Origin of the sequence: Superficieibacter sp. BNK-5 (genome assembly GCF_047456055.1) — a bacterium.
In the GTDB taxonomy this organism is placed as follows: Bacteria; Pseudomonadota; Gammaproteobacteria; order Enterobacterales; family Enterobacteriaceae; genus Superficieibacter.
On the sequence record NZ_CP179893.1, the window covers coordinates 3,491,202 to 3,515,682 of the forward strand.

Below are 24,481 nucleotides of genomic sequence, written 5' to 3' on the forward strand. Positions count from 1 at the left end.
GCGTGAGGGGATAAAAGACTGAAGGGTGATATTTAATAGCGGATCGGAATATAGCAGGAGAAAGCCCTCTCCGCGCGGGGCGAAGAGGGCAAAGAACTTATTTGAGTTCCAGTTCGTTCATGGCGGCGATGCTGAAGCCACCGTCAACGTGAACCACTTCACCGGAGATACCGGCAGAGAGGTTAGAGCACAGGAACGCGGCGGAGTTACCTACGTCCTCAATGGTCACAGTACGGCGAATCGGCGTAACCGCTTCACAGTGTGCCAGCATCTTACGGAAATCTTTGATACCGGACGCTGCCAGGGTACGGATTGGACCGGCAGAGATGGCGTTAACACGTACACCTTCCGGACCCATCGCGTTCGCCATATAGCGCACGTTGGCTTCCAGAGACGCTTTTGCCAGACCCATTACGTTATAGTTAGGGATTGCACGCTCGGCACCGAGGTAGGAAAGCGTCAGCAGGGCGGAATCCGGGTTCAGCATTTCGCGGCAGGCTTTCGCCAGCGCCACAAAGCTGTAGGCGCTGATGTCGTGGGCAATTTTGAAGCCTTCACGGGTCACGGCATTCACATAGTCGCCGTCCAGCTGGTCGCCCGGCGCAAAACCGATGGAGTGAACAAAACCGTCGAATTTCGGCCAGCTTTTTGCCAGCTCGCTGAACAGCGCGTTGATGCTCTCATCTTCAGCTACGTCACACGGCAGCACAATGCTGGAGCCAAGCTCAGCGGCAAAACCTTCCACGCGGCCTTTCAGTTTATCGTTCTGGTAGGTGAACGCCAGTTCAGCCCCTTCGCGATGCATAGCCTGTGCAATACCGTAGGCAATGGAAAGTTTACTGGCGACGCCAGTGATCAGAATGCGCTTACCGGTAAGAAAACCCATAGCTTAAGTCCTTATTTGATTGGTGCTTACTTTGCCTGAGGTCAGGCGGTTTGGTGCTTAAATAAGCGGTACGAAACCACAAACGGCCATTATAAGCTACTCCATCAGAGGAGGCTATAGGCGAGGCAGTGGATAGAGCAGTGACAGTGTCACTTATTTTTTGTCCCCGTCGGGTTATCCCGAGAAAAAAGAATGGCGCTCAAGCTAACAGATCCGGACATTTGATTGATAGCGTAATGTGATCTGTCTCTACTTTTAGTCCCTGTCCGCTCAGTACTATTGCACGCCTGAAATGGACAACACAACGAGACAGGGATATGCCATTACCATCAGATTATTATCAGCGCGTCTATGCCGGCGTATTGGGGAAGTTAATCGGCGTTTATCTGGGACGTCCCTTCGAAGGCTGGACCTACCAGCGAATTATGCAGGAGCTGGGGCCGATTAATTATTATGTCCATGACCAGTTTAACCGTCCGCTGGTGGTGACTGACGATGACGTGGCCGGTACTTTTACCTTTATTCGCGCGCTGGAAGACTACGCCTTACCGCCAGACCTCACCGCAGAGCAATTGGGCCAGTGCTGGCTGAATTACATTATTGATAAACGCACTATTCTCTGGTGGGGCGGGCATGGTAATTCCACGGAGCATACCGCCTGGCTGAACCTCAAAAATGGTATTCCCGCGCCGCTGAGCGGCGCGATCGCCACCAACGGTAAAACCATCGCCGAGCAAATCGGTGCGCAAATTTTCATCGACGGCTGGGCGCTGGTCGCGCCGGGACAACCGTTTCTGGCCGCCTCGCTGGCACAGAAGGCTGCCAGCGTCAGCCACGATGGCGAGTCCGTGTATGCCGCGATGCTGTGGGCCGCGATGGAAGCGCAGGCGTTTATTTGTCAGGATATTGAGCAGCTTATCGCTACCGGGCTGTCGGTTATTCCTGCGGATTGCGACATTGCCCGGGTGATTGCCGATGTCTGCCGCTGGCGCAAAGAAGATAACGACTGGCACCGTACCCGCCAGCGTATTGAAGAGCAGTACGGCTATCAAAAATACCCCAGCAACTGCCATGTGATCCCTAATCACGCCATTATGATTATGGCGATACTCTACGCACCGCATGATTTTCAGCAGGCGCAGATGATTATCAACACCTCCGGCTGGGACACGGATTGCAACGCGGGTAACGTCGGCTGCCTGTCGGGCATAATGCTGGGATTAGAGGGCATCGACACCGGGCCGGACTGGCGCGGGCCGCTGGCGGACCGGATGCTTATCTCCTCCGCCGATGGCGGATTCTCCATCAATAACGCCGTGCGGGTGACGGATTATCTTGTTGCTCTCGGGCATAAAATCGCCGGACAGGAACCGCCTGCAGCGCCGAAAGAGGGCGCGCAGTACCATTTCTCACTTCCCGGCAGCGTGCAGGGTTTCCGCTGGCTGGCGGAAGAGAGCAGATCCTCTGTCGGGATCGGTAATGAGCAATACGCCGGGAAACATTATTTAAGTCTGCGCTATGCGAATCTGGTTACGGATCGGCAAAGCTGCGTGACCACGCAAACCTTCGCTCCGCCGGAAATCGTTGAAATGCACTCTTACGAGTTGATGGCTACGCCGCTTATTTATTCGGGGCAGCGTTTGCAGGCCCGCGTACTCATGCCGGAGGAAAATACCGGGCCTGTCGCCGTGCGCCTGTGCTATCGGATTTATGACGAAAACAGCCAGCTACAAACCTGCTACGGAGAAGCGCAGAGGTTACAGCCCGGCAGTGACGTTACGCTGAGTATGATTATTCCTGATAATCATGGCCAGCCGATCGGCGAAGTGGGCGTTTCGCTTGCCGCCGTTGACGGGAGCGTAAGCGGTCGGGTGCTGGTCGACTTCCTGCGCTGGGACGGTGCACCAACGCTGACGCTGACCAAACCCGAAGGTGAGAGTGATTTCTGGTGGCGGTCGTGGGTGAACGGCGTGGATTTGATCTCCCGACATTATCCGTCCCGTTTCCGCATTTCAAAAGAGCGCGGTGAAGGGATCGTCAGTCACGGTACCCGGCAGTGGAGTGATTACCAGGTGCAAAGCCAGATCACGCTGCATCTTGGCGACTATGGCGGACTGGCGTTCCGCATTCAGGGAATGCGACGCTATTATGCGCTACGCATAACGCGGGAGGAGAAAATCCAGCTTATACGCGTCCGCGACGACAGCGTGACGGTGCTGGCGGAGCAGGGGCTGAAAGACGTCTATGAGCGGGATATTACCTTCGACGTGGTCATTGAGGGACATACCATTACCGCCACGGTGGACGGTATAACCCTGCGTGCCGAGGATGGCTCGGCGCAACGCCTTGCCGACGGTGCCGTGGGGCTGCTGATCTGTGCCGGCGCGCTGTCTACCGCCGCAATACAAATCGCTCCGGTTGCGTGAACAAAAGCCGTAAAATGTGGATCCAGGGTTTAACGCGTTGAGCTTATCGCCCCACGTTAACCTGCCCGGTGGCGCTGCGCTTACCGGGCCTACGATGTGCTGTGGATCCAGCGCCGAGGTTATCGTAGGCCGGGCAAGGCGAAGCCGCCTCCCGGCATTACGCGCACCTTAGCCAACGCCGTTCTTAACGCCCCCTCTGGCCACGCGTAATCATCACTTATCTTTGCGCCACGCGTCGGCGGTTAATGCTTCGCCAAAATGCCCGGCGATAAGCCGTTTGGTTAAATCATGCAGCGGAGCGGCGAGAACATCGGCGGTGCTGCCGCGCTCCACCACTTCCCCCTGGTGCATCACCAGCACCTGATCGCTGATATGCTTCATCATCCCTAAATGCTGGGTAACGTAGATATAAGCAATCCCCTGTTTCTCCTGCAATTCCAGCATCAGGTTAATCAACTGCGAGCGCATTGACATATCCAGCGAGGCCAGCGCTTCATCGGCGATGATCACCTGTGGGCGCAGGATCAGCGCCCGCGCAAGTCCCAGACGCTGTTTTTGCCCCGGTGCCAGCATATGCGGGTAGTAGCTAACGTGATCGGGAAGCAAACCCACCATGCGCATGGTTTCGATGATGCGCTTGCGCCGTTCTTCCGGTTGCAAATCGGTGTTCAGGCGCAGCGGAAAATCAAGAATCTGCGAGATACGCTGGCGCGGATTAAGCGAGGTAGACGGGTCCTGAAAAATCATCCGGATACGCTGACTGCGAAAAGAGTAATCGCCATAGTGCAGCGGATAATCATCAATCAACAGTTCACCGGTGGTCGGTTCAATCATGCCGGCCAGCATTTTCGCCAGTGTCGATTTACCAGAACCGTTTTCGCCAATAATTGCCAGCGTCTGCTTTTCACGCAGGGTGAAACTGAGCGGCTTAACCGCGTCTACCGTCTGACGGTGAAACCACCCGGTGCGGTAGCGGAACGTTTTACTCAGGTTACGAACTTCCAGCAGGGTTTCAACCATCTCACTCTTTCTCCATATTCAGCGGGAAATGACAGGCGTACAGATGGTTTTTAGCCCCTGTCAGACGAGGCGTTTCAATACACTTACGCTGCGCATAAGGGCAACGTGGCCCCAGACGACAGCCAATGGGCAAATGCTCCAGCAGCGGGATCGCACCGGGCATGGTGTTCAGGCGGCTTTTATGCGGCATCGCGCTGCCAAAATCCGGGATCGCGCGGATCAGCGCCTGGGTGTAGGGATGATGCGGCGTAGCGATCAACTCTTCACTGGGGGCGGTTTCTACCGTCTGCCCGCAGTACATCACGTTAATTCTGTCAGCCCATTTACTCAGCATTTGCAGGTCGTGGCTGATTAACAGAATGGTAGTGTTGTTATTTTGATTCAACCGGCTCAACAGGCGGAAAATTTGCGCCTGGGTAGTCGGTTCCATCGCATTGGTGGGTTCATCGGCAATCAGCAGGCGCGGCTGATTCGCCAGCGCGATGGCAATCATTACCTTCTGACATTCACCATCGGTAAGCTGATACGGAAAACTGCGCAGAACATCTTTATGATCTTTAATCCCTACCCGATGAAGCAACTCAATGGCGCGTTGCTTGCGCCAGCCAAAACGTTGCCACCAGCGGCCTTTAAAAGTCCAGCGGGGGATATTCTGCATGAGCTGAGTGCCGATGCGCTCAGAGGGATCAAGACAGGATTGCGGCTCCTGAAAAATCATCGACACATTATGGCCCACCAGCTTGCGCCTTTCGCGCACGGAAAGGCGTAGCAGGTCGATATCATCAAAACGCATACGGTCGGCGGTGATCCGCCAGTTATCTTTGGCGACGCCGCAAATGGCTTTGGCAATCAGACTTTTGCCGGAGCCGGATTCGCCTACCAGCCCGCGGATTTCCCCCTCGGCAAGGGTCATGCTGACGCGATCGACCGCCTTAACCCAGCCTTCGCTGGTTTTGAACTCAATGGTCAGATTGCGGATATCCAGTAACGGCATTATTCCACCCCCGCGTTGATCGCCCGGCGCAGGCCGTCGCCCAGCAGGTTGATTAGCAGCACGCTGACCATAATCGCCGCCCCCGGTAGCATGACCGTCCACGGCGCAACGTAAATCAACTCTAACGCATCGCCCAGCATTGCGCCCCATTCCGGGGAGGGAAGCTGCGCGCCGAGGTCAAGAAAGCCGAGCGCGGCAATATCGAGGATTGCCATAGACAGGGCGCGGGTGATCTCCGTGACCATCCCGGCGGTGATGTTAGGTAACACCGCAAACCACAAAATATTCAGCGTCGTCGCCCCGTCCAGGCGGGCGGCCACCACGTACTCTTTTTCCAGCTCATCGTGCACCATGCTGTAGACCGAGCGCACCATTCGCGGCAACAGGGCCAGCCAGACGGCGAACATCGCATGAGAGAGATGCGGGCCAGCAAACGCCACCACGATAATGGCCAGTAGCAGCGAAGGGATAGACAGCAACGTATCAAGAATATGATTTAACGTAGCAGAGCGCAGGCCGTGGGTGGAACCCGCCACAACACCGAGCACCAGCCCGCACAGCGTCGCCGCCAGCGTCACGAGGAACGCGCCACCAACGGTAGGCGTTGCGCCGCTGAGCAGACGGCTCAGTACATCACGCCCTAAGTCATCGGTGCCAAGAAAGAAAGACACTTCACCATAGCGCGACCAGGACGGCGGCAGCAGTTGATAACCCAAAAACTGCTGATTAATCCCGTAGGGCGCGAACCAGCCGCCGAATAAACACAGCAACAGCAGCGCACCGCAGCCGTAAAGGCCGATCATGGCGGTGGTGTCGCCGTAAAATTTGCGCCACGCGTTGCGCAGCGTGCCCGGCGAGCGTTTTTCGCTGTAGACGCTATCGTAAGGCATACCATTCCTTATGTTTCAGAGGGTTAGCCATAGCACCCAAAATATCAGAAATCATGTTAACAATGATGACCAGTGCGCCAATCACCATCACACCCGCTGAGATCGCCGCATAATCCTGCTGCCGAATAGCGTTAACCAGCCAGCGGCCCAGTCCCGGCCAGCTAAATACCACTTCGGTGATCATCGCCAGCGTCAGCATGGTAGAGAATTGCAGCCCGAGGCGCGGGATCACCGGCGGCAGCGCGTTATGCAGCACATGACGCCAGAGGATAGTTCGCCGCGATACGCCACGCGTGGCCGCCGCTTTAATGTAGTTCTGATCAAAAACCTCAATGGTGCTGATGCGCATCAATCGAATGACTTCCGTGGTTGGCGCGACCGCCAGCGTCAGCACCGGCAACACCATATGGCGCAGGGCGCTAATCACCATTTCATGTCGCCACGGAGAATCGGAAAGCCACGCATCAATAATGGCGAAACCGGTGACATTTTTCACTTCATAGAGCAGATCAAAGCGCCCTGAGACCGGCAGCCAGCCAAGGGTCAGCGAGAAAAACAGCGTCAGTAGCAGCGCCAGCCAGAACACCGGAATAGAAAAGCCAATTAGCGCCAGCGCGCTAACAACATTGTCCTGCCATTTGTTGCGGGTGATCCCGGCCAGCATTCCCACCGGAATGCCGATCAGCAGCGCAAACGTGAAGGCGAGAATACACAGCTCCATAGTGGCCGGAAACACCTCTTTCAACTGCTCAGAGATTAACTGACCATTAATACTGGAGACGCCGAAATCCCAGTGCAAAACACCGTTAAACCAGAAAACCCAGGCGTTCCACAACGACGCGCCCTGCAGCGGCGCGTGCGGGGTAAAGTAGCTCAGACTGAAGCCGATAAACGTCAACAAAAACAGCGTAACCAGTAACAGTAGCAGTCGGCGCAATGTAAAAATAATCATGGTTTCTGCTCCTCTTCTTTCTCGCGCGAGACGCCCGCAAAAGAGGCGTTGCCAAATGGGCTGAGCACTAACCCTTTCATATCATAGCGATAGGCCTGCAAGCGCAGTGATGAAGCCAGCGGCAGCACCGGGAGTTCACTGGCGAGGATACGCTGCGCTTCATCATAGGCATCAATGCGTGACGCAAGCTGCTGCGAAGACAGTGCTTTAAGCAGCACGTTGTCGAACTGACGATTGCACCAGTGGGCATAGTTGGTTTGAGAACTGATGGCGGCACAGCTCAGCAGCGGACGGAAAAAACTGTCCGGATCGTTACTGTCGGTCGCCCAGCCTGCCAGCGTCAGATCGTGGTTCATGTCCATCAACCGCGCCTCCTGGAAACGCCCCTCAACCGGCATAATATTGACCTTTACGCCGATATGCGCCATGTCTGCCTGGATGAGTTCTGCCATTTTCAACGGGCTGGGGTTCCAGGCCTGAGATGAGGTGGGCACCCAAAGCTGAAGCGACAGGTTTTCAATGCCCAGCGCTTTAAGCTGCGCACGGGCTTTGCCAGGATTGTATTCCGTGATTTTCGCTTCGTTGTCATAAGCCCACGAGGCGCGCGGCAGAATGGACGCCGCGGTTTCCGCCGTACCGTAATAAATCGACTGCATCAATCGTTCGTTATTAATGGCCAGCGCCAGCGCATGCCGGACCGCCGGATTATTCAGCGGGGCTTTATTGGTATTAAAAGCCAGGTAGGCGATGTTCATCCCCGGTCGCAGCGTCAGCCGCAGGCGCGGATCGTCGCGCAAAATAGACAGCTGGCTGGCGGCGGGCCAGGCCAGCACATCACATTCGCCGGTTAACAGCCGCGAGAGACGGCCCGTGCCGCCGGAACCAAGATCGACCACCACCTGCGGCATGAGCGGTTGACCGCGCCAGAAATGGGGATGGCGCTGCAAGCGGATATATTGCCCGGAGCGATATTCGCTGAGCTGATAAGGCCCCGTACCAACCGGCTGGCGATCCAACTGTTCCTGACGATCGGTTTTGGTTAACGCGGCGGCATATTCCGCCGACATGATCGAGGCGTAATGGGTTGCCAGATGCCAGAGAAACGAGGCGTCTGGCCGGGTCAGACGAAACTCGACGGTGCGATTATCCAGCTTGCGCACGCTTTCCACCGTATCGGCAAACTGAAGGCTGTCGAAATAGGGGAAGCTGCTGCCGTTAACGTTGTGCCACGGATGATGGCGGTTAAAGATACGCTGGAAGGTAAATACCACATCGTCGGCGTTTAACGGGCGGGTCGGTTTAAACCACGCGGTACTCTGAAAAGCGACGCCGCTGCGCAGATAAAAGCGGTAGGTTGCGCCGTTATCCAGCACTTCCCAGCGTTCAGCCAGTTCAGGCACCAGACGATAGGTATAGGGATCGACCTCCAGCAGGCGATCGTACAGCTGATCGGCCAGCGTATCGACAATCAGGCCGCTGCCCGCTTTTTGCGGGTTAAAGGTGCTCACCTGTCCATTGACGCAATAGACAAAACCGCTATCACGGATATCGGAAACAGGCGAAGCCGGTGGCACAGGGGCGGCATGAGCCAGGCCGTAAAACAGGCCGACTGCAGCGACCAAAGATGACAAAACCAGGCGCATAATTTTCAGGGTTTTCAGATTCGATCTGCAAAGTGTATCGCACTTATGTCGGCTGCGTAAAAATGTCTGCGGACAAACGCTGTAAATCTCGCCAGTTTTGCCTTTTATGGGGCTAAATTTGATGTTTTTTGAGCAATGCCCGTAGCTGGTGATAGGTCAGCCCCAGCAGTTCGGCCGCGCGTTTTTGATTGAACCGTCCCTGTTGCAGGCTTTTTTCCAGTAACGCCCGTTCTTGTTGCTGTTGATACTGACGTAAATCCAGCGGCAGGTCGGGAAGGGCATCTGCCTGGCTTTGCGAAGAAGATGGCGGCGGCAGGGCACGGGCAAAGGGATCGATAATAATCTCATCTAACGGTTCGTCGCTGGTGCCGTGACGGTATACTGAGCGCTCCACCACGTTTTTCAGCTCACGAATATTCCCCGGCCAGCGATAGTCCTGTAGCGTCTGGCTGGCGCGTTCGGTAAAGCCCGGAAACAGCGGTAGGCCGATTTCGCGACACATCTGGATCGCGAAATGATCGGCCATCAGCATGATATCGCTTTGCCGCTCGCGTAGTGGCGGAAGCTGCACCACATCAAAAGCCAGCCGGTCCAGCAGGTCGGCGCGGAACGTGCCTTCGCTAACCATGGCGGGCAGATCCGCATTCGTCGCGCAGACCAGCCGGACATTCACCTGGAGTGGTTGACTGCCGCCCACGCGCTCCAGCTCGCCATACTCAATGACGCGCAGCAGCTTCTCCTGCACCAGCATTGGTGCGGTCGCCAGCTCATCAAGGAAAAGGGTGCCACCATCGGCGCGTTCAAAACGCCCCGGATGGCGTTTCTGCGCCCCGGTAAACGCGCCAGCTTCATGGCCAAAAAGCTCGGAGTCGAGCAGATTTTCATTAAGCGCCGCGCAATTGAGCGAGACGAAAGGTCCCTGCCAGCGAGACGAGAGAAAGTGCAGACGACTGGCGATCAGTTCTTTCCCCGTACCACGTTCGCCGATAATCAGCACCGGTTTCGTCAGCGTTGCCAGCCGCGAGACCTGTTCCAGCACCTCAATAAAGCTGTTCGCTTCGCCCAGCAGGTTGTCTTTATATTCAGCCATGATGAAATTCACCATAAGTTAGTGTGATTCACCAGTTAACTGTATCTCTGTATCGGTGATAAATCAATCAAGCGCTGATAAAACAATAACATAAAAACATGGCACGCCGATTGCAGATAGCTATTCAGCAGGGCGCCGCCCGATATAATGAACATTATTGTGAGGATCCAATTATGGGTATTTTTTCTCGTTTCGCCGACATCGTGAACGCCAACATCAACTCGCTGCTGGAAAAGGCGGAAGATCCGCAGAAACTGGTGCGCCTGATGATTCAGGAAATGGAAGACACGCTGGTTGAAGTCCGCTCCACCTCTGCCCGCTCTTTGGCTGAGAAAAAGCAGCTCACCCGCCGCATTGAACAAGCAACGGCCCAGCAGGCAGAATGGCAGGAAAAAGCGGAACTGGCGCTGCGTAAAGATAAAGACGATCTGGCTCGCGCTGCGCTGATTGAGAAGCAAAAGCTGACCGATCTGATTGCCACCCTGGAAGATGAGAGCACGCTGGTCGATGAAACCCTGGCCCGCATGAAAAAAGAGATTGGCGAGCTGGAAAATAAACTGAGCGAGACCCGTGCGCGCCAGCAGGCATTAACGCTGCGTCACCAGGCAGCAAGTTCATCACGTGAGGTGCGCCGTCAACTGGACAGCGGTAAAATTGATGAAGCGATGGCCCGTTTTGAATCTTTCGAACGCCGTATTGACCATATGGAAGCCGAAGCGGAAAGTCATGGCTTTGGCAAACAGAGAACGCTGGATCAGCAGTTTGCCGATCTGCAGGCCGACGATGAAATTAGCGAGCAACTGGCGGCACTGAAAGCCAGAATGAAGCAGGATAATCAATAATTATTTGGCGGTGCCCGAACGCACCGCCGCTCAATATCTGTAAGGAGTACACATGAGCACGCTTTTTCTTGCTATACCGTTAACCCTGTTCATTTTATTTATTCTGCCGGTCTGGCTGTGGCTGCATTACAACAACCGTTCGCGCAACGGTGCGTTATCAGCGAATGAGCAACAGCAACTGCTCCAGCTTAACGATGAAGCCCAACGGATGCGGGAGCGTATTCAGGCGCTGGAAGCTATTCTTGATGCAGAGCATCCTGAATGGAGGAATCGCTAATGGCCGTCATCGATCTGAATAAAAAGCTGTGGCGACTTCCCCAGCAGGGCATGGTGAAGGGCGTCTGCGCCGGGATCGCGCACTACTTTGATGTGCCGGTAAAGCTGGTCCGCCTAATCACCGTATTAGCGATGGTTTTTGGCCTGTTCTTCTTTGTCGTGGTGGCCTATATCATCATGGCCTTCATGCTGGATCCGATGCCAGAAGGGGAGATTAACGGTGAGCGCACCCCATCCAGTAGCGAATTACTGGCAGTGGTGGACCGTGAACTGGCGGATGGTGAAAAGCGTTTGCGCGAAATGGAACGCTATGTGACCTCTGATACCTTCTCGCTGCGCAGTCGATTCCGTCAGCTTTAATAAACAGGAGCCTGACATGAACAATAAGTGGCAGAAAGCGGGCACCCGCGTTAAACCCGGCCTAAAGATCGCCGGCAAGCTGGTGCTGCTCACCGCGCTGCGCTACGGTCCGGCAGGCGTGGCAGGGTGGGCGATTAAATCCGTCGCCCGCCGTCCGTTAAAAATGCTGCTGGCACTGGCGCTTGAGCCATTGCTCAATCACGCCGCAAAAAAAGTCTCTCGCCGTTACGCGAAGCGTCAAACCCCACGGTGACCCTCCCGGTCACCGTAACAAGCCTTTCACATATTCCTCTCTGAATTTGCGGCAGCTCACAAATTACAAAATTACCCCGCTAAAAATCTTTCTTTCATCTCGTATGACTCATGCTGCGCATTGACAGCTAATTTTCACAGTAGTAGTCTCTTTTTCGTGGGACCGATACCATGGAAAAGTGAAATGAAGGAAAAAATTAATCAGTTGCTGACCGATGTTTACGCCGAGGCATTTTCAGCGGCACATCGTGAGGCGTTATTTACCGCCATTGACCGCAGTAAATCATTAATTTCTCAACAGCGTAAGCAGGGATGGGATGAAAGTGATGTGGTGTTAATCACCTATGCCGATCAGTTTCATCAAGCTGAACAAAAACCGTTGGCAGTATTTAATCAATTTTACCAGAAATGGTTTAAGTCCGTTTTCTCGCACGTTCATCTATTACCCTTTTGCCCGTGGTCATCAGACGATGGTTTTTCAGTGATGGATTATCATCGAGTTGCCCCGGAAAGTGGGGACTGGAATGATATCGCTGAATTAAAAACACAAACAAAATTAATGTTTGATTTTGTCTGCAATCATATGTCGGCAAAAAGTGAATGGTTTAATAACTATTTACAGCAAAAACCTGGCTTCGAGAATTTCTTTATTGAGATGGATCCTGAGACGGATTTATCCGCGGTAACGCGTCCTCGCGCACTGCCACTGCTGACGCCTTTTACCCTGAGCGATGGCTCGGTACGTCACCTGTGGACCACCTTCAGCGAAGACCAGATCGATCTCAACTATGCCTGCCCGGAAGTGCTGCTGACGATGGTGGATGTGCTGCTGCATTATTTGTTGCAGGGCGCGGACTATATCCGTCTTGATGCGGTCGGCTTTATGTGGAAAACGCCGGGCACCAGTTGCATTCATCTTGAAAAAACGCACCTGCTCATCAAACTATTCCGCGCTATCGCCGATGCGGTCGCGCCGGGAACGGTCATCATTACTGAAACCAACGTGCCGCATAAAGATAATATTTCTTATCTCGGCAATGGCAGTGATGAAGCGCATATGGTTTATCAGTTCTCTTTGCCGCCGCTGGTATTGCACTCGGTACACCGTCAGGATGCTACCGCGCTGTGTCGCTGGGCGCAAAGCCTGACGCTGCCTTCCGATAAAACGACCTGGTTCAACTTCCTGGCCTCGCACGATGGGGTTGGGCTGAATCCGCTACGCGGGATTTTGCCGGAAGACGACATTCTGCAACTGGTCGATAAACTTCAGCAGCAAGGTGCTCTGGTCAACTGGAAAAATAACCCGGATGGCAGCCGTAGCCCTTACGAAATCAATGTGACCTATATGGACGCGCTGAGTCGTCAGGATGACAACGACGATGAGCGTCTGGCCCGCTTTATGCTGGCGCACGCTATTTTACTGACGTTCCCGGGTGTACCGGCAGTATATATTCAAAGTATCATGGGTTCGCGTAACGATTATGCGGGCGTAGAAAAACTGGGCTATAATCGCGCGATTAATCGCCAGAAATATGATGCAACTGAAATAGAACAGCAATTGTTTACGTCTGACTCGCTGCGTAGCAGGGCCTACCATATCCTTTCACAACTGATTGTGCTTCGTCGTCAGAATAAAGCATTTCACCCGGATAGCCAGTTTACTATTCAGACGCTCAATCCCAGCGTACTGCTTATTACCCGTACTGCTAATAATGGCGAAGAAATCACTGCTCTGTTCAATATTAGTGATAAAGAACAGCATGTCGATGCAAATGTACAGGGTGGCTTTGATTTAATTAATAAACATGTCGTTATGGATACGTCGGTAACGTTGCGCCCGTGGCAGGTTACCTGGATCAAAAAACAATAAAGGAACGTCTTATGAATAAATCAAAAATAGCGCTGTTAGCAGCGCTGGTTTCCTGTACGCTCATTTCAGGTTGTGATGATAATAATAAGCATAAAGTGGCCATTGAATTTATGCATTCTTCTGTTGAGCAAGAGCGCCAGGCCGTTATTACCAAACTGATTGAACGCTTTGAGAAAGAGAATCCGGATATCACCGTTAAACAGGTTCCGGTAGAAGAAGACGCGTATAACACTAAAATTATCACCCTGGCGCGTTCCGGCTCGCTGCCGGAAGTCATAGAGACCAGTCATGATTACGCCAAGGTCATGGATAAAGAACAGCTTATCGATCGTAAGGCCATCGGTGAGGCGATTGCGGCGGTCGGCGAAGATCAGTTCTATGACGGCGTTCTGCGTATTGTCCGCACGGAAGATGGTACGGCGTGGACCGGCGTGCCGATTAGCGCCTGGCTACAGGGCGTCTGGTATCGCAAAGACGTGCTGGCAAAGGCGGGCATTGCTGAACCGCATAACTGGCAGGAACTGCTGAGCGCCGCGCAAAAACTTAGCGATCCGGCGCAGAAGAAATATGGTATCGCGCTTCCTACCGCCGAAGGCGTGATGACCGAACAGGCATTCTCACAGTTTGCCCTGTCTAATCAGGCCAACGTGTTTGACGCCAGCGGCAACATCACCCTTAACACCCCGGAAATGGCGCAGTCACTGGCGTTTTATCGTGACCTGGCTGCAACCACCATGCCGGGTTCAAACGACGTCATGGAGATCAAAGACGCCTTTATGAACGGCTCCGCGCCGATGGCAATGTACTCCACCTATATCATCCCGGCGATATTCAAAGAGGGCGAACCTGCAAACCTCGGTTTCATGGTGCCGACCGAAAAATCGGCGGCTGTTTACGGCACGATCACCTCGCTGACCATCAGTAACGGTCAGACCGAAGACGAGACCGCCGCCGCCGAGAAATTTGTCGCCTTTATGGAGAAAGCGGACAACGCCGCCGACTGGGTCATGATGTCTCCCGGCGCGGCATTCCCGGCCACTAAAACCATCGTCAATACGCCGCAATGGAAAGATAACGAGGTCATTAAAGCCTTCGGCTCACTGCCAAATGAACTGATCGCGCAGTATCCGCATATGCAGGTCTTTGGCGCGGTGGGCGACAAAAACTTTACCCGCATGGGCGATGTTACCGGGTCTGGTGTCGTCAGCTCTCTGGTGCATAACGTGACGGTAGGGCAGAAAGATTTGCAGCAAACCCTGACGGAAAGTCAGGCGAAGCTGGATGACCTGGTTAAACAACGTTAATGACGAAAATGGAAAGTAGTATGAAAAGGTTGTTTTCGGGCCGTTCGGATATGCCTTTTGCCATGCTGCTGCTGGCCCCCAGCTTATTATTGCTGGGCGGCCTGGTAGCCTGGCCGATGATATCCAATATAGAAATCAGTTTTCTACGTTTGCCGTTGAACCCGCGTATTAGTTCCACTTTTGTTGGGCTGGATAACTACATCCGCATTCTCGGCGATCCGGGATTCTGGCATTCGCTGTGGATGACCGTCTGGTACACCGCGCTGGTAGTCGTCGGCAGTACGGCGCTGGGTCTGGGGGTAGCAATTTTCTTTAACCGCGAATTTCGCCTGCGTAAAACCGCGCGCTCGCTGGTCATTTTATCTTATGTGACGCCGTCAATTTCGCTGGTTTTCGCCTGGAAATATATGTTCAACAACGGCTACGGCATTGTGAACTACCTCGGCGTCGATCTGCTGCATCTCTACGATCAGGCACCGCTGTGGTTTGACAACCCCGGCAGTAGCTTTGTGCTGGTGGTGCTGTTCGCCATCTGGCGTTATTTCCCGTACGCCTTTATCTCTTTTCTGGCGATTTTACAGACCATCGACAAGTCGCTGTATGAAGCGGCGGAGATGGACGGCGCGAGCGCCTGGCAGCGGTTTATGATCGTCACCCTCCCGGCCATCATGCCAGTACTGGCGACGGTGGTGACGTTGCGTACCATCTGGATGTTCTACATGTTTGCCGATGTGTATCTGCTGACAACTAAAGTCGACATCCTCGGTGTTTATCTCTACAAAACGGCATTTGCCTTTAACGATCTTGGCAAGGCAGCGGCGATCTCAGTCGTGCTGTTCGTCATCATCTTTGCGGTCATATTGCTTACCAGGAAGCGGGTGAATCTCAATGGCAACAAATAAACGCACGCTAAGTCGTATTGGCTTTTATATCGGGCTGACAGTCTTTCTCATTATCACGTTGTTTCCGTTTTTTGTGATGCTGATGACCTCGTTTAAAGGTGCAAAAGAGGCGATCTCCCTGAGTCCGACGCTGTTACCGCAGCACTGGACGCTGGAGCACTATGTCGACATTTTTAACCCGTTGATTTTCCCGTTTGTGGATTATTTCCGTAACAGCATGGTGGTGTCGGTCGCGTCCTCCGTCATTGCCGTTTTCCTTGGCACGCTGGGGGCCTATGCGTTATCCCGTCTGCGTTTCAAAGGGCGGATGACCATCAACGCCAGCTTTTATACGGTGTACATGTTCTCCGGGATCCTGCTGGTGGTGCCGCTGTTTAAAATCATCACCGCGCTCGGGATTTATGACACCGAAATGGCACTGATCATCACCATGGTGACGCAGACGCTGCCAACGGCGGTATTTATGCTGAAAAGCTACTTCGACACCATCCCGGATGAGATCGAAGAAGCGGCGATGATGGACGGCCTGAACCGCTTGCAGATTATCTTCCGCATTACCGTACCGCTGGCGATTTCTGGTCTGGTATCGGTGTTTGTGTACTGCTTCATGGTGGCGTGGAACGACTATCTCTTCGCGTCCATTTTCCTCTCCAGTTCCAGCAACTTTACGTTGCCGGTCGGCCTGAACACGCTGTTCAGCACGCCGGACTATATCTGGGGACGCATGATGGCGGCCTCGCTGGTCACCGCACTGCCGGTAGTCATTATGTACGCGCTTTCCGAACGTTTTATTAAGAGTGGTTTGACCGCTGGTGGCGTTAAAGGCTAAGGCGGCCTGTTTAATAAGGATATTGTAATGAAGAAGTTAGTAGCGACTGAACCGCGCGTAGCGGCCCTTGTTGAGTATGAAGACCGCGCTGTTGCGGCCAATGAAGTGAAAATCCGCGTGATGTTCGGCGCGCCGAAACACGGTACCGAAGTGGTGGACTTCCGCGCGGCCAGCCCGTTTATTGATGAAGACTTTAATGCGGAATGGCAGATGTTTATGCCGCGTCCGGAAGGGGCGGCACGCGGTATCGAGTTCGGTAAATTCCAGCTGGGTAACATGGTTGTCGGCAAGATTGTCGAAAAAGGTGACGGTGTCACAGATTACGCCATTGGTGATTGTGTCTGCGCCTATGGCCCGCTGTCTGAGACGGTGATCGTGAACGCGGTCAACAATTACAAACTGCGCAAAATGCCGGAAGGCGCGTCCTGGAAAAATGCGGTGTGCTACGACCCGGCGCAGTTTGCGATGAGCGGCGTGCGTGAAGGTAACGTCCGCGTAGGTGATTTTGTGGTCATTATCGGTCTGGGCGCGATTGGTCAAATTGCCGTCCAGCTGGCGAAAAAAGCGGGCGCGTCGGTGGTCATTGGCGTCGATCCGATTGAACATCGCTGCGAGATCGCCCGTCGTCACGGCGCGGACTACTGCATGAGCCCTATCGGTACTGATGTCGGTATGGAAATCAAAAAAATCACCGGCAAGCAGGGCGCTGACGTCATCATCGAAACCAGCGGCTATCCGGATGCGCTGCAATCCGCGCTGCGCGGCCTGGCCTACGGCGGCACCATTTCTTACGTGGCCTTCGCCAAACCGTTTAGCGCAGGCTTTAACCTTGGCCGTGAAGCGCACTTCAACAACGCGAAAATCGTCTTCGCCCGCGCCTGCAGCGAACCGAACCCGGATTACCCGCGCTGGAACCGTAAGCGTATCGAAGAGACCTGCTGGGAACTGCTGATGAACGGCTATCTTGACTGCGAAGATCTGATTGAACCGGTCGTGACCTTCGCGAGCAGCGCTGAGAGCTACATGAAGTATGTCGATCAGCATCCGGATCTGAGCATCAAAATGGGCGTGACGTTTTAAGGTTAAGGACAACAACAAATGAAAATCGGAACACAGAATCAGGCGTTCTTCCCGGAAAATATCCTGGAGAAATTCCGCTACATCAAAGCAATGGGTTTTGACGGCTTTGAAATCGACGGCAAGCTGCTGGTCAACAATATTGAAGAAGTCAAAGCGGCGATCAAAGAAACCGGTCTGCCGGTCACCACCGCCTGCGGCGGCTACGACGGCTGGATCGGCGACTTCATTGAAGAGCGTCGTCTGAACGGCTTACAGCAGATCGAACGCATTCTGGAAGCGCTGAGCGACGTCGGCGGTAAAGGCATTATCGTGCCAGCCGCCTGGGGGATGTTTACCTTCCGTCTGCCGCCAATGGTGTCACCGCGTAGCCTCGAAGGCGACCGCAAAATGGTCAGCGATTCGCTGCGCGTACTGGATAAGGTAGCGGCCCGTACCGGCACTACCGTTTATCTGGAGCCGCTGAACCGCTACCAGGATCATATGATCAATACCCTGGCCGACGCCCGCCGCTATATCGTGGAAAACGATCTGAAACACACACAGATCATCGGCGATTTCTACCATATGAACATCGAAGAAGATGATATGGCAAAAGCGCTGCACGATAACCGCGATTTGCTGGGTCATGTGCATATCGCCGATAACCATCGCTACCAGCCGGGTACCGGTACGCTGAATTTCAAACAGCTTTTCGATCAGCTGCGCAGCGACAAGTATCAGGGCTACGTGGTCTATGAAGGACGCGTGCGGGCGGAAGATCCGGCCGAAGCGTATCGTCAGTCTCTCGCCTGGCTGCGCAACTGCTAAGAGGTCACACGTGAAGAGTACAACGAAAACTTCTCCGCTGCGCGTCGCCATTATTGGTGCCGGACAGGTAGCGGATAAAGTTCACGCCTCGTACTACTGCACCCGTGACGATCTGGAACTGGTGGCTGTCGCAGACAGCCGCCTTTCCCAGGCGCAGGCGCTGGCAGAGAAATACGGTAATGCCCAGGCCTGGGACGATCCCGAGGCTATGCTGCGTGAAGTTCGCCCGGATATCGTCAGTATCTGCTCGCCCAATCGTTTTCATCATGAACACGTGATGTTGGCGCTGGCGGCAGGCTGTCATGTGATGTGTGAAAAACCGCCGGCCATGACGCCAGAACAGGCGGAAGAGATGTGCCAGGCGGCGCGCCGGGCGGGCAAAGTGCTGGCCTATGATTTTCATCACCGTTTTGCTGAGGATGCGCAGCTTCTGCGCCAGCAGGTGATGGACGGTACGCTGGGCGAAATTTACGTCACTAATGCCAAAGCGTTGCGCCGCTGCGGCGTGCCAGGCTGGGGCGTATTCACCAATAAAGAACTTCAGGGTGGCGGACCGCTGATCGATCTTGGCGTTCATATGCTGGATGCGGCGATGTACGTGCTGGGTTTCCCGGCGGTGAAAAGCGTGACGGCCCACAGCTATCAAAAAATTGGCACCCGTAAAAACAACGGTCAGTTTGGTGAATGGGATCCGTCGACGTATACCGTGGAAGATGCGCTGTTCGGCACCATTGAATTTCACAATGGCGGCATCTTACGCCTTGAGACCTCTTTTGCGCTCAATATTCCGGAACAGTCGATCATGAACGTCTCTTTTTGCGGCGATCAGGCCGGCGCGACGCTGTTCCCGATGCATATTTACGACGATTGCAACGGCGAGTTACGGACGCTGTTCAGGCGTGAGCAGGCCGACGATCGCCGTCACTTCCGCAGTATGGACGCCTTCGTCCGCCATGTGCAGGGCGAGCCGGTCACCATCGCAGATGCTGAACAGGGACGCATCATTCAGCAACTGGTGGCCGCGTTGTACCAGGCCGCCGAAACAGGGAAAAGTGTAGAGTTATGATGGACGCCACAACGCTCAACGAACCGGCTTTTAGCCCGCATTGTCTGAATAAATACGCGTCTCTAATGACGTCAGGCAATGGCTACATGGGAGTTCGGGCAACGCATGAAGAGGATTACACGGTACAGACGCGCGGGATGTATCTTGCGGGGCTTTATCACCGGGCGGGGAAGGGTGAAACCAACGAGCTGGTTAATCTGCCGGACGTGGTCGGCGTGCAGATTGAACTGAACGGCACGCCTTTCTCGCTGCTCAGCGGGCACATTGAAGAGTGGCACCGCGAGTTGAATTTTGCCACCGGTGAGCTTCATCGTTCCGTAGTGTGGCAGGCACCGTGCGGTGCGCATTTTGCTATCGAAAGCCGGCGTTTTGCGTCTGCCGCGCAGCCGCAACTGTTCGCGCTGCGGTTAACCATTACACCGCTGGATACCGCAGCCAGCATCTCGCTCTGCACCGGTATTGACGCAACGCAAACCAACACCGGACGCCAGCATCTTGATGAAACCCAGGTTCGGGTCTTCGGCCAGCACACCCTGCAGGGCGTGTATACCACCCAGGACGGCGCGGCGGAGGTGGTTATCTCATCGTTCTGCCATGTCAGCGGCGAGGCGCAAAGCAACGTTACGGCGAAAAACCGCCGTCTGCTGCAAAACAGCTCGCTCAGGGTGGCGGCAGGTGAAAGCGTTACGCTTGAGAAATTAAACTGGATAACCTGGTCTGACGATAGCAAGCGTGACACAGAGACCGTGTGTCGACAAAACCTTGAGGGGCTTAGCGAATGCGCTTCGCTGGGGTACGACAACCTCTGTACGGCCTCGAAAGGCGTCTGGCGTAGTTTCTGGCAGCGTAGCCGCGTCGAAATCGAGGGCAGCGATCCCCGCGATCAGCAGGCGCTCGATTACGCGCTCTATCATCTGCATATCATGACGCCGGAACATGACGAGCGCAGCAGCATTGCGGCGAAAGCGCTGACCGGTGAGGGCTACAAAGGGCATGTTTTCTGGGATACCGAAGTATTCCTTCTGCCGTTTCATCTGTTTACCGCACCTGCCATTGCCCGCCAGTTGCTGCGCTACCGCTGGCATAATTTGCCCGGCGCGCGTGAAAAAGCACGGCGTAACGGCTGGCAGGGAGCGCTGTTCCCGTGGGAAAGCGCCCGCCGTGGTGAGGAAGAAACGCCGGAATTTGCCGCGATCAATATTCGCACCGGCGTGCGTCAAAAAGTGGCCTCTGCACTGGCAGAACATCATCTGGTGGCAGACATCGCCTGGGCGGTCATCGCTTACTGGCAGGCTACCGGTGACGACAGTTTTATGGCGCACGAAGGGGTGGATTTGCTGATTGAGACGGCAGCGTTCTGGATCAGCCGGGCCACAGAGTGCAACGGTCGCCTGGAAATCCATGACGTCATTGGCCCGGACGAATACACCGAGCACGTCAATAACAACGCCTACACCAACTACATGGCGCATGATAACGTCGCGCAAGCGGTCCATTTTGCCCGCCATTTCGCGCGGGGAGACGAGGCGTTCTATGCCAGCGCCGCCCAGTTTTTACAGCATCTGTGGTTACCTGAATGTGATGAAAATGGCGTGCTGGCTCAGGATGATACGTTTCTGGCGAAACCGGCTATCGACCTTACGCAGTACAAGTTGAAAGCCGGTAAGCAGACGATTTTGCTGGATTACTCCCGCGCCGAAGTCAATGAGATGCAGATCCTCAAGCAGGCCGATGTGGTCATGCTGAATTATATGCTGCCTGACCGCTTTACCCACCGCGAGTGTCTGGCAAACCTGGCGTTCTACGAACCCCGCACCATTCATGACTCCTCATTAAGCAAAGCGATTCACGGGATTGTGGCAGCGCGCTGCGGCGATGTGCATCAGGCATATCAGTTCTGGCGCGACGGTATTGACATCGACCTGGGTGACGAACCGCATAGCAGCGACGACGGAATTCATGCTGCGGCAACCGGCGCAATCTGGCTGGGGGCAATACAGGGCTTTGCCGGGCTGAGTCTGCATCAGGGAGCGTTAAAGCTCGCGCCGCGCCTGCCGGACCACTGGCAAAAAATGACCTTCCCGCTGCACTGGCAGGGCGTAGCGATGCGCTGCACGCTAACGCAGCAGCACATCACGATTGATGCGCCGGCTTCCGTCAGCTTCTGGCTTTACGACCGGTACGTAACGGTAGAAGGTGAGGCCACCTTTGCGTTAAGCGACTTTATTTTATCTGCGGCTGGGACCGCGACCACGGAGGGGCTATGAATCCTGAGGCCGTAATTTTTGATTTGGATGGCGTCATTACCGACACCGCACATCTGCATTTTCATGCCTGGCGGCAGGTTGCCAGTGAGATTGGTATCGAGATTGATGAGGCGTTTAACAATACCCTGAAGGGTATCAGCCGTGGAGAATCGCTGCGTCGTATTCTGCACTTCGGCGGGCGCGAAGCGGATTTTTCTCAGGCACAGCGTGACGAACTGGCGACCCGTAAAAACAGCATTTATGTCGAGTCGCTTAACCAGCTTACGGCGCAATCCATTCTGCCGGGCATTCATGACCTGCTGCTGGAACTTAAGCAGCGCGGGATCCCAACCGGGCTGGCTTCGGTATCGCTGAATGCCCCCACCATCCTGAACATGCTGGGCATTGCTGATCTGTTTACGTTCTGTGCCGATGCCGGAAAGATCGCCCGCTCAAAACCCGATCCGGAGATTTTCCTCGCGGCCTGTCATGGGTTAGACGTCTGTGCACAGCAGTGCATCGGCATCGAGGATGCCCAGGCGGGTATCGATGCTATCAATGCCTGCGGAATGCGCTCCATCGGTATTGGTGCGGATTTGCAGCATGCCGGGCTTCGACTTCTCTCAACCGATCAACTGACGTGGCCGTGCTTATCGGCATTCTGGCAACGCGCAAAATAAGGAAATTACGATGGCACAACTTTCGTTACGGCATATCCAGAAGATCTATGACAACCAGGTGCATGTGGTTAAAGATTTTAATCTGGAGATTGAAGATAAAGAATTTATTGTATTCGTCGGCCCGTCAGGCTGCGGTAAATCAACCACCCTGCGCATGATTGCCGGTCTGGAAGAGATTAGCGCGGGCGATCTGATGATCGATGGCGTGCGGATGAACGATGTCCCGGCTAAAGCGCGTAACATCGCAATGGTCTTTCAAAACTACGCTCTGTATCCGCATATGACCGTGTATGACAACATGGCATTCGGTCTGAAAATGCAGAAAATCGATGCGAAAGTCATCGACGAGCGCGTGAACTGGGCCGCCACTGTGCTGGGCCTGCGTGACTATCTGAAGCGTAAACCCGGCGCACTCTCCGGCGGGCAGCGTCAGCGCGTGGCGCTGGGCCGTGCCATTGTCCGCGAGGCGGGCGTGTTTTTGATGGATGAACCGCTGTCGAACCTGGATGCTAAACTACGCGTTCAGATGCGGGCCGAGATTAGCAAGCTGCATCAAAAACTGAATACCACCATGATTTACGTCACCCACGATCAAACCGAAGCCATGACCATGGCAACGAGGATTGTGATCCTGAAAGACGGTATCGTTCAGCAGGTTGGGGCGCCGAAAACGGTTTATAACCAGCCAGCCAATATGTTCGTCGCCGGATTCATTGGCTCACCGGCGATGAACTTTATCCGTGGTGCAATTGACGGCAATATGTTTGTGACGGAAACGCTGAAATTAACGATTCCAGAAGACAAACTGGCCGTTTTACAAAAACAGGGATATGAACACAAAGCGGTGGTAATGGGTATTCGTCCGGAAGATATTCATCCGGACGAAACGCTGCACACCAATTGTATTGCGGCAAAAATCAGCGTCGCCGAATTAACCGGCGCTGAATTTATGTTGTATTCCACCGTTGGGGGGCATGAGTTAGTGGTCCGTGCCGGAGCGATGAATGATTATCATGCCGGAGAAAAAATTAATATTCATTTTGATATGTCTAAATGCCATTTTTTTGATACTGAAAGCGAAATAGCGATTCAGTAATTTAGCAGCGCCGGGAATAGTGCTCCCGGCTTTATTTCGATTGTACAAGGAATCTGGATTATGAGTACTCTACTGAAGGGCGTCGCGCTGGCGATGTGCGCGGGTATGACCTGCGCGCAGGCGGCTGAAAATAATGACTGGCATTTTAATATTGGTGCCATGTACGAAAGTGAAAACGTTGAAGGCCAGAGCGACGATATGGATGGATTGTTTGAACCATCTATTTATTTTAATGCTGCCAACGGCCCGTGGCGTATTGCCGTGGCCTATTATCAGGAAGGTCCGGTAGATTATAGTGCTGGTAAGCGCGGCACCTGGTTTGATCGTCCTGAACTGGAAGTTCACTATCAATTTGTGGAGAGCGACGATCTCAACGTTGGCTTAACTGGCGGATTCCGTAATTACGGCTACCATTACGTGAATGAAGGCGCGGATACGGCCAACATGCAACGCTGGAAAGTTGCGCCTGACTGGGATGTCAAACTCACCGACGATCTGCGCTTCAGCGGCTGGCTTGCGATGTATCAGTTCGTTAACGATCTGAGCACCACCGGCTATTCCGACAGCCGCGTTGAAACCGAAACCGGCCTTAACTATAGCTTCAATGAAACCGTGGGGCTGACGGTGAACTACTACCTTGAACGCGGCTTCAACATGGATAAGAGCCGCAACAACGGTGAGTTCTCCACCCAGGAGATCCGCGCCTATCTGCCAATCTCCTTAGGCAATACATCGCTGACGCCGTATACCCGTATCGGGCTGGATCGCTGGTCAAACTGGGACTGGCGTGACGATCCGGAACGTGAAGGACATAATTTCGACCGTCTTGGTATGCTCTATGCCTACGACTTCCAGAATGGCCTATCCATGACCCTTGAATATGCCTATGAATGGGAAGACCACGATGAAGGTGAGCGCGATCGCTTCCACTATGTCGGTGTAGGCGTGAACTACGCGTTCTAATAACACA

23 protein-coding genes are annotated in these 24,481 nt (G+C 54.2%); 16 read left to right on the forward strand and 7 right to left on the reverse strand.

Features of this window, described 5'->3' with window-relative positions; all coding sequences use genetic code 11:
* Positions 1-97: 97 nt before the first annotated feature.
* Entirely contained in the window at positions 98-886 is a 789-nt protein-coding gene (fabI, locus tag ACMGGS_RS16690) for an enoyl-ACP reductase FabI (RefSeq protein WP_103676525.1), read from the reverse strand.
* 317 nt (positions 887-1,203) lie between these two features.
* Between fabI and ACMGGS_RS16695 the strand changes: the two genes are divergently transcribed.
* Positions 1,204-3,312 (forward strand): ADP-ribosylglycohydrolase family protein, encoded by a 2,109-nt coding sequence (locus tag ACMGGS_RS16695; protein WP_414163545.1) that lies wholly within the window; start codon positions 1,204-1,206, stop codon positions 3,310-3,312.
* 213 nt (positions 3,313-3,525) lie between these two features.
* On the opposite strand, the gene sapF is transcribed toward ACMGGS_RS16695, so the two are convergent.
* The 6 genes from sapF to pspF form a co-directional block, all read right to left on the reverse strand.
* Positions 3,526-4,332 carry a peptide ABC transporter ATP-binding protein SapF gene (gene sapF / locus ACMGGS_RS16700; RefSeq protein WP_176918159.1) on the reverse strand — a complete coding sequence of 269 codons (807 nt, stop codon included), beginning with the start codon at positions 4,330-4,332 and terminating at the stop codon, positions 3,526-3,528.
* A gap of 1 nt (position 4,333) precedes the next feature.
* A complete protein-coding gene (gene sapD, locus ACMGGS_RS16705; protein WP_414163546.1) occupies positions 4,334-5,326 on the reverse strand; it encodes a putrescine export ABC transporter ATP-binding protein SapD in 993 nt (330 codons plus the stop codon).
* On the reverse strand, positions 5,326-6,216 hold the full coding sequence (gene sapC, locus ACMGGS_RS16710; RefSeq protein ID WP_176918157.1) for a putrescine export ABC transporter permease SapC: 891 nt from the start codon (positions 6,214-6,216) through the stop codon (positions 5,326-5,328). The genes sapD and sapC overlap by 1 nt, the downstream gene beginning before the upstream one ends.
* A complete protein-coding gene (sapB, locus tag ACMGGS_RS16715; protein ID WP_414163547.1) occupies positions 6,203-7,168 on the reverse strand; it encodes a putrescine export ABC transporter permease SapB in 966 nt (321 codons plus the stop codon). The genes sapC and sapB overlap by 14 nt, the downstream gene beginning before the upstream one ends.
* On the reverse strand, positions 7,165-8,811 hold the full coding sequence (gene sapA / locus ACMGGS_RS16720) for an ABC transporter substrate-binding protein SapA (RefSeq protein WP_414163548.1): 1,647 nt from the start codon (positions 8,809-8,811) through the stop codon (positions 7,165-7,167). Before sapA ends, sapB begins: the two co-directional genes overlap by 4 nt.
* Before the next feature lie 112 nt (positions 8,812-8,923).
* Positions 8,924-9,901 (reverse strand): phage shock protein operon transcriptional activator, encoded by a 978-nt coding sequence (pspF, locus tag ACMGGS_RS16725; protein ID WP_414163549.1) that lies wholly within the window; start codon positions 9,899-9,901, stop codon positions 8,924-8,926.
* Positions 9,902-10,074: 173 nt separating this feature from the next.
* Between pspF and pspA the strand changes: the two genes are divergently transcribed.
* From pspA to ACMGGS_RS16800, 15 genes are all read left to right on the forward strand, one after another.
* Positions 10,075-10,743, forward strand: a complete 669-nt coding sequence (gene pspA, locus ACMGGS_RS16730; protein WP_414163550.1) for a phage shock protein PspA — start codon at positions 10,075-10,077, stop codon at positions 10,741-10,743.
* Between the two features lie 52 nt (positions 10,744-10,795).
* The gene (gene pspB, locus ACMGGS_RS16735) at positions 10,796-11,020 is read left to right on the forward strand and encodes an envelope stress response membrane protein PspB (RefSeq protein ID WP_176918152.1); all 225 of its coding nucleotides are present in this window, start codon (positions 10,796-10,798) and stop codon (positions 11,018-11,020) included.
* Entirely contained in the window at positions 11,020-11,379 is a 360-nt protein-coding gene (gene pspC / locus ACMGGS_RS16740; protein ID WP_194208412.1) for an envelope stress response membrane protein PspC, read from the forward strand. The genes pspB and pspC overlap by 1 nt, the downstream gene beginning before the upstream one ends.
* Positions 11,380-11,395: 16 nt before the next feature.
* Positions 11,396-11,632, forward strand: coding sequence for a phage shock protein PspD (gene pspD / locus ACMGGS_RS16745; protein WP_414163551.1), 237 nt, complete (start codon positions 11,396-11,398; stop codon positions 11,630-11,632).
* 183 nt (positions 11,633-11,815) lie between these two features.
* A complete protein-coding gene (locus ACMGGS_RS16750; protein WP_414163552.1) occupies positions 11,816-13,501 on the forward strand; it encodes a sugar phosphorylase in 1,686 nt (561 codons plus the stop codon).
* A gap of 11 nt (positions 13,502-13,512) precedes the next feature.
* Complete coding sequence (locus ACMGGS_RS16755; RefSeq protein ID WP_414163553.1) at positions 13,513-14,805, forward strand: ABC transporter substrate-binding protein; 1,293 nt, start codon at positions 13,513-13,515, stop codon at positions 14,803-14,805.
* Positions 14,806-14,825: 20 nt separating this feature from the next.
* Entirely contained in the window at positions 14,826-15,707 is an 882-nt protein-coding gene (locus ACMGGS_RS16760) for a carbohydrate ABC transporter permease (protein WP_414163554.1), read from the forward strand.
* Positions 15,694-16,536: a carbohydrate ABC transporter permease gene (locus ACMGGS_RS16765; RefSeq protein ID WP_414163555.1), complete on the forward strand. Its 843-nt coding sequence runs from the start codon at positions 15,694-15,696 to the stop codon at positions 16,534-16,536. Before ACMGGS_RS16760 ends, ACMGGS_RS16765 begins: the two co-directional genes overlap by 14 nt.
* A gap of 27 nt (positions 16,537-16,563) precedes the next feature.
* Positions 16,564-17,616, forward strand: a complete 1,053-nt coding sequence (locus ACMGGS_RS16770; RefSeq protein ID WP_414163556.1) for a zinc-dependent alcohol dehydrogenase — start codon at positions 16,564-16,566, stop codon at positions 17,614-17,616.
* Positions 17,617-17,634: 18 nt separating this feature from the next.
* Complete coding sequence (locus ACMGGS_RS16775) at positions 17,635-18,423, forward strand: sugar phosphate isomerase/epimerase family protein (protein WP_414163557.1); 789 nt, start codon at positions 17,635-17,637, stop codon at positions 18,421-18,423.
* A 10-nt stretch (positions 18,424-18,433) separates the two neighbouring features.
* Positions 18,434-19,489, forward strand: a complete 1,056-nt coding sequence (locus ACMGGS_RS16780) for a Gfo/Idh/MocA family protein (RefSeq protein WP_414163558.1) — start codon at positions 18,434-18,436, stop codon at positions 19,487-19,489.
* Positions 19,486-21,756 (forward strand): glycoside hydrolase family 65 protein, encoded by a 2,271-nt coding sequence (locus ACMGGS_RS16785; RefSeq protein ID WP_414163559.1) that lies wholly within the window; start codon positions 19,486-19,488, stop codon positions 21,754-21,756. Before ACMGGS_RS16780 ends, ACMGGS_RS16785 begins: the two co-directional genes overlap by 4 nt.
* Positions 21,753-22,415, forward strand: a complete 663-nt coding sequence (gene pgmB, locus ACMGGS_RS16790; protein WP_414163560.1) for a beta-phosphoglucomutase — start codon at positions 21,753-21,755, stop codon at positions 22,413-22,415. The genes ACMGGS_RS16785 and pgmB overlap by 4 nt, the downstream gene beginning before the upstream one ends.
* Before the next feature lie 10 nt (positions 22,416-22,425).
* A complete protein-coding gene (locus ACMGGS_RS16795; protein ID WP_414163561.1) occupies positions 22,426-23,511 on the forward strand; it encodes an ABC transporter ATP-binding protein in 1,086 nt (361 codons plus the stop codon).
* 60 nt (positions 23,512-23,571) lie between these two features.
* A complete protein-coding gene (locus tag ACMGGS_RS16800) occupies positions 23,572-24,474 on the forward strand; it encodes an OmpG family monomeric porin (RefSeq protein ID WP_414163562.1) in 903 nt (300 codons plus the stop codon).
* The last annotated feature ends 7 nt before the right edge of the window (positions 24,475-24,481 follow it).